At 46.2% G+C, this 11,470-nt stretch carries 10 protein-coding genes and 1 pseudogene; 1 reads left to right on the forward strand and 10 read right to left on the reverse strand.

Features of this window, described 5'->3' with window-relative positions:
• Positions 1-15: 15 nt before the first annotated feature.
• The 10 genes from ACX1C1_RS02450 to ACX1C1_RS02495 all read right to left on the reverse strand — a co-directional run bounded on the left by ACX1C1_RS02450 (position 16) and on the right by ACX1C1_RS02495 (position 9,784).
• Positions 16-1,002 carry a glutathione S-transferase family protein gene (locus ACX1C1_RS02450; RefSeq protein WP_458955610.1) on the reverse strand — a complete coding sequence of 329 codons (987 nt, stop codon included), beginning with the start codon at positions 1,000-1,002 and terminating at the stop codon, positions 16-18.
• A gap of 200 nt (positions 1,003-1,202) precedes the next feature.
• Positions 1,203-2,849 (reverse strand): HD domain-containing phosphohydrolase, encoded by a 1,647-nt coding sequence (locus tag ACX1C1_RS02455; RefSeq protein WP_458955611.1) that lies wholly within the window; start codon positions 2,847-2,849, stop codon positions 1,203-1,205.
• Positions 2,850-2,866: 17 nt separating this feature from the next.
• Positions 2,867-4,729, reverse strand: a complete 1,863-nt coding sequence (locus ACX1C1_RS02460; RefSeq protein ID WP_458955612.1) for a SpoIIE family protein phosphatase — start codon at positions 4,727-4,729, stop codon at positions 2,867-2,869.
• Positions 4,726-5,118, reverse strand: coding sequence for a DUF1987 domain-containing protein (locus ACX1C1_RS02465; protein ID WP_458955613.1), 393 nt, complete (start codon positions 5,116-5,118; stop codon positions 4,726-4,728). Before ACX1C1_RS02465 ends, ACX1C1_RS02460 begins: the two co-directional genes overlap by 4 nt.
• Positions 5,115-5,678: a SiaB family protein kinase gene (locus ACX1C1_RS02470; protein WP_458955614.1), complete on the reverse strand. Its 564-nt coding sequence runs from the start codon at positions 5,676-5,678 to the stop codon at positions 5,115-5,117. Before ACX1C1_RS02470 ends, ACX1C1_RS02465 begins: the two co-directional genes overlap by 4 nt.
• A gap of 279 nt (positions 5,679-5,957) precedes the next feature.
• Positions 5,958-6,116 carry a hypothetical protein gene (locus ACX1C1_RS02475; protein ID WP_458955615.1) on the reverse strand — a complete coding sequence of 53 codons (159 nt, stop codon included), beginning with the start codon at positions 6,114-6,116 and terminating at the stop codon, positions 5,958-5,960.
• A gap of 173 nt (positions 6,117-6,289) precedes the next feature.
• Entirely contained in the window at positions 6,290-7,414 is a 1,125-nt protein-coding gene (locus ACX1C1_RS02480) for an RNA-guided endonuclease TnpB family protein (RefSeq protein ID WP_458955616.1), read from the reverse strand.
• Entirely contained in the window at positions 7,411-7,812 is a 402-nt protein-coding gene (gene tnpA, locus ACX1C1_RS02485; RefSeq protein WP_458955617.1) for an IS200/IS605 family transposase, read from the reverse strand. Before tnpA ends, ACX1C1_RS02480 begins: the two co-directional genes overlap by 4 nt.
• 601 nt (positions 7,813-8,413) lie before the next feature.
• Positions 8,414-9,202, reverse strand: a complete 789-nt coding sequence (locus tag ACX1C1_RS02490) for a hypothetical protein (RefSeq protein WP_458955618.1) — start codon at positions 9,200-9,202, stop codon at positions 8,414-8,416.
• Positions 9,203-9,214: 12 nt separating this feature from the next.
• Positions 9,215-9,784 (reverse strand): papain-like cysteine protease family protein, encoded by a 570-nt coding sequence (locus ACX1C1_RS02495; protein WP_458955619.1) that lies wholly within the window; start codon positions 9,782-9,784, stop codon positions 9,215-9,217.
• Between the two features lie 341 nt (positions 9,785-10,125).
• Here ACX1C1_RS02495 and ACX1C1_RS02500 point away from each other — a divergent pair.
• Positions 10,126-11,285 (forward strand): annotated as a pseudogene (locus ACX1C1_RS02500) (IS110 family RNA-guided transposase).
• Positions 11,286-11,470 lie beyond the last annotated feature (185 nt).

The following is an 11,470-nucleotide window of genomic DNA, read 5'->3' on the forward strand; positions in this document are numbered from 1 at the left end:
GTTCGATCTTCGTGGCTACCGGAACTTCCCTTCACGGTCGCTTAGTCGATTACGATCATGATTGGTATGCCATGCGCTTTGATCCGGACCCTTCGGCAATATTAACGTTTCTGCTCGATTCGGGTCGATCGTAATGGACAAGTGATAATGGCGCTTAATCGCGTCAAAATCAGTTGTATCTCCGAACCCAGGCGTCTGATAGAGATCTCGGACATAACCCCAGAGATGATGAAACTCGCGAAGCAAGCTGCGGTTACAGCGGAATGCATTGTAGTAGGCGGTATCGAATCGAACCAACGTTGTATACAGGCGGACATCAGAATCTGTTATCGCATCACCCAGCAAGAAACGCCTCTCGGACAACAGCTCTTCCAAACGATCCAGTTCGTCGAACAACATGTCATATGCTTTCTCGTACGATTCTTGGGATGTTGCGAAGCCGCATTTGTATACGCCATTGTTCACACGGTGGAAAATGCTATCGTTCAGCTCCTCCATCTCTGCACGGAGATCCACGGGATACAAATCGGGAGCCCCTACTTTGTGATATGGCGCCCAAGCGGTTTCGAAGCTTGTTGTGAGCTGATGGTAATCATTGTTCACTGCTTGCTTGTTCCCGATCTCCACCATCACCGGCACCGTTGGCCTGCCTGCATAATCAGGATCTGTGCCAAGGTAAATGTCGCTCAAATAACGTACACGAAGGATGGGATCAACGCCCTCGGGATCAAGTGAGAACTCCCAATCCACTTTACCGGTCCGAGGCCTCATCGGACTTACCGTACCGAGGCTAATTGCTTCTTCCAGCCCGAGCAGCTTGCGAACAATGACGGCGCGATGCGCCCATGGACAAGCAGGACACCAGATCAAACGATACCGGCCAGGTTCAACGGGCAGCTCGCTGGGCCTGTCTCCGAATGGCGTCGTAAATCGATTGTTCTGGCGATGAAATGAACCGTCATTGGTCATTTCCTTTACATTCCCATCCTTCACGTTCATCATTCCCTCCATCACAACTACAACCTATTCCTTCTATAATCTGGACTCTTCATTATTAAATCACATTTTTTCTCACACGACCGGATTTACACGCAAAAACTGAAAAGCAGCTTCCAAAAGATACATCCTCCTTGGAAAACTGCTTTATGCCTTACCACCAGTCGAGCTGGAAGCAACAGTTTCATATTTCTCCCACGAACGGTTTAATCAGCTGCTGATGCAATTTGTTGGCTAATATCGAATTCACATTCACGTACGAAGTCCAGCCAAGCTACAGCAATCTTGGGGTCGAATTGTCGGCCAGCCTGGGCTTCAATCTCGAGGAGTGCTACCTCCGAGGATACGGCTTGTTTGTACGTCTGATCGTGAGTCATCACATCGTATGCATCCACAATGGCGAGCAGGCGGGATACATATGGAATATGCTCTCCTGCCAATCCATACGGATAACCGCTGCCGTCCCAGTTCTCGTGCATACCGCGAATCGCTTCGGCAAGCGCCCATTCACCAATTGACGAAGCCATCCTGTAGCCGATCTCGCTATGGCTCTTCATGAGTTCCCATTCCTCTTCACATAAAGCACCGGGCTTAAGCAGCATGTCGGAGGGGAGTGCCAAATAACCTATGTCGTGCATCGGAATAAGTGATTCCAACACATTCATATCATGGGATCCCGACTTCAGTCCCAACCGAATCGCGAATGGAATAGCCTGCTCGCGGAGCCGCTGTTGATGCCCGCTCCGCTCAACGCCTCGTTCGATCAGCGCAGTGGTTACGCTCTTCATCATATCTGCTCGTACCAGCTTGTTCTCAAGCAGCTTATTCTTGTACATCTGCTTCTCCGCAGTCACGAACGCCGACATTAAAGGTTCTTCGGTATTCAACAGCGTCGCACTTCCGATCGCCATCGACACTTTGACCGGATCGATTGCTGATCTCTCGCATTCTGCCTTCAATCGCGCTGTGGCAGCAGCGCAAGCTTCCTTGTCCGTTCGGGGCAGAACGACAACAAATTCGTCCCCGCCCCATCGAGCCAGGGTCGCTTCCTCTCCTGCGAACACCGTCCGCAGCAGCTCTGCTCCTCTTGCCAGCAGCCTATCTCCTTCACGATGACCGAATACATCGTTGGCTAATTTCAAACCGTTCAAATCGATCACGAGCAAGCTAACAGGCAGCCACTCAGCGGCAGGCGGCAGATCGAGAATCGGCTCAATATAACTGCGATTGCAAAGCGACGTGAGCACATCGCGATAACTCAAATATTGAATGCGCTCCTCCGAAGCCATTCGTTCAGAAACATCAGTAACGATGAGTAGCACAAGCCTCTCTTCCGTCATCTCGTCAATAATCGGACGGTATTCGAGCACAACCGTCTTCTCACCAATCATCGCGCTGTCCGGCATGCCAGTGAGTAGATGCCGGGCATCATCCATGGACATGCTCGCGCTCATCGCCTGACGGAGAAGATCGCAGAGAGCCTCTCGTTCCGTACCCGCTGTCCCGTAGAGAAGGTCGACAATGTTCAATCCGAAGATGCTTCTTCCGAATATCCGATTACATGCCTTACTAAACTGCGGATTGACACGCAGATTTAGCCCGAACGTCAGAAATCCTTGATTCGTATGGTCAAGCAAGCTCTTCATATCATTCTCACGGCGGCGAAGCATCTTCGCTTGCACATCGCTAATAGATGCGATCTTGCGAGACCATTTCATCAATTTCTCGTATTCATGCAGCAGTTTCTCGTATTCCGGCCTTAAGCTGTCACTCAACACTTCCGAACGCTTCAGCTCCAGCTTGCTTCGAGACAATACACTCAGTTCATGCCGATATTGCTCCTCATGTTTCATACGTTTCTCCTCCGTGCTCAGCAATCGCCGCGACTAAGGAATGACAGCACAGTAATATCATCACGTTGCCGTTCTCCCCTCATGTAAGACTCGAGCGATTGAATCATACCATCACGCTGCTCCGCCGCATTCCATCGGTACACAGACTGGAGAAGCTCCTCGAATCGTTTTCTACCAAAAGCATAATCACGCTCTCCGCCATTCTGATCCATGAATCCATCTGTCGAGAGATAAAGTCTCGCCTCCAAGGCCGGCACAACATGGTCCGTATAACGGCAATCGCTCGGCGTACGACGATATCCGATCCCATAACGATCGCCCTTCCAGGATTGCATACCTTCATCGTCTAGTCGGTACAACATACTTGAAGCCCCGGCAAACACGATTTCGCCGGACTCCCCCATAGCACAAATGCCGATCGACAGACCATCATCCGTTACCCCTTCTTGATTCCCATGATGGAGTGTGTCCTTCATCAGCCGATTAAGCTCTTCCAGAACACCTGCCGGACTAAGCTCAGCATCCGACTCCACGATCCGATTAAGCGTTGATATAGCAAGCATCGTCATGAAGGCGCCTGGAACACCATGCCCTGTACAGTCTCCAACGGCAACGAACGTCGTTCCGCCCCACTGCTTCACCCAGTAGAAATCTCCGCTCACGACATCCCTTGGCCGCCAAATAACAAACGGAGCATCGAGAGTCGCTTCAAGCTGTCCACTCTTCGGAAGTACCGACTGCTGCAGCAGCCGCGCATAATTGATGCTATCGAGCATCTCGCGATTGCGCTCTGACAATTCCTTCGTTCGAAGTTCAACCTCTGTCTCCAATCTCCGATTCAATTCAAGCGTCCGCTTATATGGATTGGCGATTCTGCGAGATACATAGAAGAAGAACAGTACAGTAGCCAGCATAGTGAGCAAAGCTGCGACGACGGTGTTCCAGCGGATCGACTGAAGGAAGCCCGTTGTCTCCTTCCGCTCCACCTCGACGAGGAGCTGCAAATCCGTCGATCGCAAAGGCTGGCGGATCAGATCCATCTTGCCAACTTCCCGGATTTCATATTCAAGAACGACCGCTTCTCCGTCTTGCGCTCCATCAGCATCCGCTAACTGTTGCCTAGCTGATTCGGGCAGCACTTCGCTAATATTGCGGCCATTGTTCGCGATATCGTCGGACAGAAGAATTTGGCCTTCGTTGCCGACCAACCATAGATTGATCCCTCGACCTTCTTTGTAAGAGGCGAATTCCGCCGATAACTCATCCAGTTCCATCCCTACACCTACAATGCCAAGGGGGGCGTGCGCATCCTCTCCTGCCAGAACATTCACAAATGCGAATGTGTCTCCGAGCTCAGGGTTAGAGTCAAAGTTGATGGAAACTGGCTGCGCCTTTGCGAGCGTGTCGAAGAACCAAACATCCGCAGGGTCATTCTCGTCGATGACAGATAAGAGCTTGCCCTCGTAATCCCAATATTGACGTGTAGCTGCGCCGACGATGAACGTCGCACTATAGCCAAGCTCTCGGTGCATATAACTTGTTTTCCCACTGATCATGCGAGCTAGCTGCTCATCACGTTCTCCGCTCGCCAGCCATTCCAACAGGGCTGGGTCGTGAGACAGCGTCAGAGACGTCTCCACCGCACGTTCGATCTTGCCATCAACTCTCGCAGCAATTGAGTTTGCAAGTGTCTGAAGGTCGCGGGTCTTCAGCTTATCCAGCGCTGCCCGCTCCGTAATCCCATACACGTACGAACCGATCAGTATGATCGAAATCGCGATCAATACGCTTGCCAGCAGCATCACATTCCGGATGCCGATATCCAGCTTCGCATCGAACACGCCGCCTTGAGCAGGCGGCTGTTTGCTTCGGCCGATCACGTCGAAACACCTTTTGGCAAAATGGTGAAGGGCAGATTCAGATCTTCCTTGAACTCTTCCGCGCATTCCTGCTCCGCTTCGTTCTCTTCATCGCAATACCACCGAACCTCGACAGGCTGACCCGAAGCAAACGCATCGTCCAGCTTCTCCAGCAGAATCATGAAGCATTTCGTGCTGCTCGTATTGATATAGGGGAGCTCAAGCTCGATCGATATGACCGTGTCTCGAGTCATCCCCTTCAAATATTCGTCCACCCAGTTCATTAACGGCTCGTAGAATTGAAACGCATTCTCTGGATAGGACTGACCGGAGATCGCGAGCGCCCCCGTCTCAGGATCGAAGCGAACTTCAGGCGTGCTCTTCGTAGCTTCTATGTATAATGGCTTCATGATGACACTCCTCGTACAGTCGCATTCAAGGTAAAGAAGGATAAACCGTTATTCCGTTCCACGATAGAGTATTGCAGCGGCGTAGACGATTTGCGTGCCATATCGATAAGACCTAAGCCGGCACTCGCGGCCCCAGGAGCCAGATCTGCCTTCATCTTCGTCCGGTACAACGCCTTGAGCTCTGTCTTATCCATAGTCATCAAGGGGTCGATATAGGACTCAAGAGCTGCGACGTCTTCATTTTCAATCAAGTTCCCAGAACAAACTAAGTATCCGTCATCCTCTGTTTTCCCGATCGTTACGATACTAGAATGGAGGAGTGTCTCATAGTGCGGACTGTTCGTTTTGATCGCGATGTAGTTATTGATATTTTGCGTCTGTTCGATGAATAATGCGAAAATATTATAGACCTCGTTCTGAGGACGATCCTCTGTTTCCAAATACGACTTCACTGCTTCTCCATACTCCACAATAAGCGCTTGCGTCAGCTTTCCGGAAAAACAGATGAGAATGCCGCGAGAACGTAAGGCTTGCTGGACTTCCAGCACATCGATCATCATGTGATAGCTCATTCCTCTGCGTCAGAATAGTTGTCGATGGCCGCGCCTTTCGACATGATTGTATATACCCTTTAACATTCGACGCAGTCATCTATCATCCTGCCCAGACCCGTAAATTATGGTAGAATTTCATCGAATCATGTCGAATGCGAAAAAAGCCGCTGCACGTACGCAGCATTTGCTCCGGTACGACAACGGCTTTTCGATTGTGGCAAATTCCTTCTTTTCCTCTTAGTGATTGGTCATCCCTGTCGATAGGTCTTCTTGGTGATAAACCGCTTATCCGGCCTTCGAACTGGTAGCAACAGTCTCATAACGCTCCCATCGCACCACGATTTCCATCACAATCGCCAATATAACACCGACGACCAGACCGTTCGATGCAATCGGCGCCCATAACGGCGGAAAATCCGCGAAGGCGGCTGACGGGATATTCATAATACCGATCCCCGTAAGTAAAGGGAACGCAACTCGGTAGATCGTCTTAGCAGTGACATACTCCCACCACCTGCGCTAACGCTTAGAGGTGGGGGCTTCTTGGGACATACCAGCTAATGCCAGCATCATGACCAAGCTATCCCCGTTTGCCCCACGGTTCTGATTCGTGCCGATTAGGCTATACCCAGCTTCCGGCAACCTTCATTTTTGATGTTGATTGCCGCGTTTACGTCTCTGTCTAATGCTGTGCCGCAGTGCTGGCATACCCAAGTTCGATCTGCCAATGTAAGTTCCTTGTTATCGTTTTGGCAATATCTGCACCGTTTGCTGGATGGAAACCATTTGTCAATCACAACAAGTTGTTTTCCTTGCTCCGCAAGCTTATACCCCAAAAAGGTCTTTAGCATCCCGAATCCATTGTCATTCGTAGATTTTCCCAGACGGAGTCCTTGCGCCATTCCACGCATATGTAAGTCTTCTATGGCAACGGCTGAGCAGGCATTGGCTATCTGCCTGGAGCGCTTATGCAAGAAGTCTTTGCGCTGGTTCGCTACTTTTTCATGGAGCTTGGCTACTTTAAGGCGTTGCTTTTCACGGTTTTTACCGCCTTTTTTGCGTTTAGACAGCTTGCGCGCAGCTTTTCTCAGTCTTTCTTCTGCCTTTCGGTAGAATTTTGGATAGTCAGCACTGTTTTCCTGACTATCGACAAACAATGAACGAGACGAATAATCCAAACCTACTACCGTTTCAGGGGTTGGCTCTACTAGATTTATTCGTGCTTCGTATTGGATCAATATGGAGACGAAATATTTACCCGTTGCCGTTTTACTTAGCGTTGCAGACTTTATGATGGCTTCCTTTGGCAACTGACGGTGAAGCTTAATCTTCACATCTTTCAGTTTAGGCAGTCGGATGGTTTTGCTGTCTATGAGCCGAATCGTGCCGCATTGATTGTTCGTAGTATAGGATTTCTTATCGTGATGCTTATTCTTGAACTTCGGAAAACCCACAGACGGGTCTCGGAAGAAATTCTTATAAGCCGTTTGCAGATTCAATTGTGCATTCGCCAGCGCCAGACTGTCTACTTCTTTGAGCCAAACAAAATCTTTCTTGAAGTCGGCTGGAAGCCTATATTTCTGTTTCTTCATTGCTTCTTTATCGTCTTTGAATGACTCGTAAACTTCTTTTCGATTCGCAAGCATTTGATTATAGATAAATCGCACACAACCAAACGTTTTATTGATGAGAATTTCTTGCTCGGCATTCGGATAGATCCGATATTTGAATGCTTTGTTCATATCTTCTCACCTTGGCTTTCGATATAACGTCTGACCACTTCAATGGGTGCTCCGCCTGTTGTTAGCAGACAAAAACTTCTCGACCAGAAATATTCTTTCCATAGTGATTTTCTAATGATGGAATGTTCTTTTTTGACCAGACGTGATGATGCGCTTTTATAGGTATTGATAAATTTAGATAACTCACTGTTTGGCTGTGCCTTGAACAAAATATGAACATGGTCTTTGTCGTGATTCCATTCCTGTAATGCAATATTGTACTTCGGTGCAATATATTCGAATATCTCCTTGAGACGATTCGATATTTGATCATCAATCACTTTTCGACGATATTTGATAACTAAAACAAGGTGATAGTACATCAAGAATACTGAATGATTATTATTGTCTAATTCCACAGTATCACCGCCATTTACAACTTTACTACTGATTATATCATGACGGCGTGTATTGGGTAAGCAACGCTTCGAAGAAATGCAATTCATCTCCCACCTATAGAGGATAGGAGACTTCTTGCCGTATGAGGTTAAACGGTATACCTTTTAATTATTCGGGTGATCTGCGATGAACGTAACCGACATTCTAATCAAACGTACTTATGAGCTCATTTATAGTGTATGCTTCAAGGAGGCTGCCGATCCGATTACGGGCATTCCGGTTAAGCACGCAAAGACAAAGAGAACCGCTATGACTACCAAGCCAACCGCAATGAGTTGATTGGTATTCTTTTAGATCGCTTCGTCGGCCGGATTAGGCTGTCTATTGCTTAACCTGTTGACATTGATTAGTAAAGAGTTCGATGATGTTCAACAATCCGTCAAACGCTACAAAAATGACTACGAGAAAATGATGGACAAAGTGAATGGACAATTGAAAGCAAGTAGAGAAAAATAAAAGAACCTCGCCCGCGCAAGGTTCTTTTTCAATATCATCTTCACTGCTTCTTCACCTTATAAAACCCATGATACAGATTCATAAGCGCCAGCTTCGTGATTATCATCAATCCATCTTTTTAGCTGTTTTTTTTGCTAGTACTAGATAAATTACAAACGCCGCCATTAAAGCAACTATTGCACTTATAGTAATTACTTTTACGGTTGATTGTTCATTGTTGACAGTTATACTAGATGCAATCTTCCCCCCTGAATCTTCGTTCTGATTTGGAGAAGATTGAATCAGTTGTAGATTAGAAATAAGTGCTTGTGCTGTTGATAAATTGCTATCCGTTATATTGGGAAGCAATTTGGAGTTATTTGCGAGTAGTTCTGTCGAAATAATTTCAGTGTTATCTTTCTTAGATAAAAATATCGGGATCCCTTGGGCATAGAATAAGATTGGCTTTTCCTTCGGATTTAAGGCTGTCATCTCATCGTAACTTTTAGCAAGATCAAGTGCATATCCTCCAGCTTTCGTTACACTCCATTTACCATTCTCAATCCCAACACCAAGAAGCGATTTTGGAAAACCATCAACAAGGACAATGTATTCCCATTGATCTGTTTTTTTAATAATGGATTGTATTTCAGTTGAAGCGTTCGCCTTTTGAAGTTTCTCGGGATCAATAATATGAACTTGGAATCCTTCCCCAAGTTCTGCTCTGTCAAGTTCATCTATATCAGAATAACCGTAATCCATCAAACTTGATGGATCTTCCGATAATATTTCTTTGAATTTTTTTAATCCTTCATGCTTCGCGAACTCTTCTACATGATTAGGAACAGAAGCGAATGCTGCAGTTGCCAATAAGAAAAAGAAGCAGAATGAAGTACCGATTATCTTTTTAAGCATCCAAATCCCCTCCTACTCCGTAATGTTGTTAAGCCCCCATCGCCATATTCGATCTGAACTGCTTCCGCCAGTAAAACTTGTAAGAGTCATAGAAGTCTTTGTCCCTGTAGCCGGATCCATATAATTAACATATGAACCACTGTTACTATAACCGTATATCACAACAGCATGACCACCACCTGCAGTCCATCCCCATGAAACATATATTGGTAGCCCAGAATCAATTTGATCTTGGATATTAGACCAAGAAAGACTTCCGTTATAATAATCCGATGAGACGCCAAAATGATCTAAAGCATCCTGTGCATCATAAACTGAACCTGTTACATTAGGACAATTCTTTGAATTGTTACCAATTTGGACAATACCACACTGAGTACCTACGATATCATAATAATCAAGGATACTAGTACTTGAAGCTGCCCAACACCAATTAGAATAACCTTGTTGGTGTGCTGGATAATTAGCGATGTTTCCAGCATAAACTTGTGTTACAAGACTTAACGCAAAAAAGGAAATAAACGTTGCAATAAATACCACCTTATTCCTAATTTTCAATCTTTCCCTTAAAAATACTTTCATTGGCATACCTCCTTAATATTGTAATTAAACCCATTGTTAATAATACCCAATTCGAGATCTTGTTTCAACTAAAAACATCCATGGCTCTTCGGCCGCAACCCCAGCATGAAAGTGGAGTTTAGCGCCGCTCGTTCCCTGCCATAATGGTTAATACTGCGATTGGACAGAAACACGAGACTCTTTTTGGTGGTTCGACCCTGTCCTAAAAACTGTGAGAATTCGTTTTGTGCACAACCCCATGCTAGCTTCGGAGCTCGCTTTGCCGAATGACTGCGTACAGAAAAATGGTACGTTCAAACGAATTCGCCAATCGTAGTACCAATCGATTGGAGGGAAGTATTATGGATATGCTTGTTGCCCGAGGTGCCGGACTCGATGTCCATCAAGAATCAATTGTTGCTTGTGTAATGGTCGGAGAAGCGGATGAATCACCCGTCATCGAAACGAGAACATTTCCAACGATGACAAGAGATTTATTTGCTTTAATGACTTGGCTCGAAGATATGAATGTAACGCATATCGCCATGGAGTCCACCGGAATCTACTGGAAACCGGTGTACAATATCTTAGAAGGTTACTTCGACATCTGTCTTGCTAATGCTCAACGTATTAAGAATGTGCCCGGCCGCAAGACCGACGTTAGTGATGCAGAATGGATTGCAAAGCTTCTACGATTTGGCTTAATTGAAAAGAGCTTCGTACCTTCGGAGGATCTGCGTGAACTACGGGATTTGACACGCCTTCGCAAGAAGCGGATTGGCAACCTCACCGCAGAGAAAAATCGCATTCAGAAGATGATGGAAGCCTCGAATGTAAAATTAGGCACGGTTATTTCGGATGTTTTCGGTGTTTCGGGTCGTAATCTTCTTGAACGTTTAATGGAACAAGGCTTTGTGGATCGAGATGACATCGAACATCGCGTACGGGGAAACGTGAAGAAAAATGTATCTCGCGTCGCAGAATCATTGTTTGGGACATTGACCAATCATCAAATTCTAGTGATTCGAAATTGCTGGGAACACATTACTTTTCTCGAAAAATCGATTGCCGAGCTGGATCAAGAAATTGAAGCGCATCTTAAGCCTTACCAAGAGGAGCATAACCTGCTTCAAACCATACCAGGAGTCAGTAGTATCACTGCTTCGGCTATCATTGCTGAGATTGGTGTCCATATGGACCAGTTTCCAACTGCAGATCATCTAGCTTCTTGGGCAGGTGTGGCCCCCGGAAATCACGAAAGTGCGGGCAAAAAAAAAGTTCAAAAACAGTAAAAGGCAATCCTCATGTCAAAACAGCTTTATGTGAAGCTGCCTGGGCCGCAACGAAATCAAGAAAATCCTTACTGGCTATTCGCTTTTGGAAAATGGCAGCGAGAAGAGGTAAGAAAAAAGCGTTAATTGCTCTTGCTCGAAAAATCTTAACGATTATCTATCACATGATCAAACACAAACATGGTTATATAGAAGGCGGACCGCCCGTTATAACTGCTCAAGAAGCATAACAGTATAGACAAACTTTAAAAGCTTTAAACATAAAGGCCAATATTTTCTGGCCCCGGGCATCCTATTGTCTGATTTTAAATCAAAGTTGGTTTTATGAGATCATTAAATCGACCTTGAGTGGGTTGATGGTAATTCGAGCATTAATGACTTTCACAGAAAAATTACGACAGCAAAAATAACTATA

The organism is Paenibacillus sp. strain BS8-2 (assembly GCF_054483835.1).

What these genes read in the sequence shown, in the direction of transcription:
- ACX1C1_RS02490 (WP_458955618.1), bottom strand. Translation starts at nt 9,202, where the DNA reads ATGCTTAAAAAGATAATCGGTACTTCATTCTGCTTCTTTTTCTTATTG.
- ACX1C1_RS02465 (WP_458955613.1), bottom strand. Translation starts at nt 5,118, where the DNA reads ATGAAGCCATTATACATAGAAGCTACGAAGAGCACGCCTGAAGTTCGC.
- ACX1C1_RS02450 (WP_458955610.1), bottom strand. Translation starts at nt 1,002, where the DNA reads ATGATGAACGTGAAGGATGGGAATGTAAAGGAAATGACCAATGACGGT.
- ACX1C1_RS02475 (WP_458955615.1), bottom strand. Translation starts at nt 6,116, where the DNA reads ATGAATATCCCGTCAGCCGCCTTCGCGGATTTTCCGCCGTTATGGGCG.
- ACX1C1_RS02480 (WP_458955616.1), bottom strand. Translation starts at nt 7,414, where the DNA reads ATGAACAAAGCATTCAAATATCGGATCTATCCGAATGCCGAGCAAGAA.
- ACX1C1_RS02470 (WP_458955614.1), bottom strand. Translation starts at nt 5,678, where the DNA reads ATGATGATCGATGTGCTGGAAGTCCAGCAAGCCTTACGTTCTCGCGGC.
- ACX1C1_RS02455 (WP_458955611.1), bottom strand. Translation starts at nt 2,849, where the DNA reads ATGAAACATGAGGAGCAATATCGGCATGAACTGAGTGTATTGTCTCGA.
- ACX1C1_RS02495 (WP_458955619.1), bottom strand. Translation starts at nt 9,784, where the DNA reads ATGAAAGTATTTTTAAGGGAAAGATTGAAAATTAGGAATAAGGTGGTA.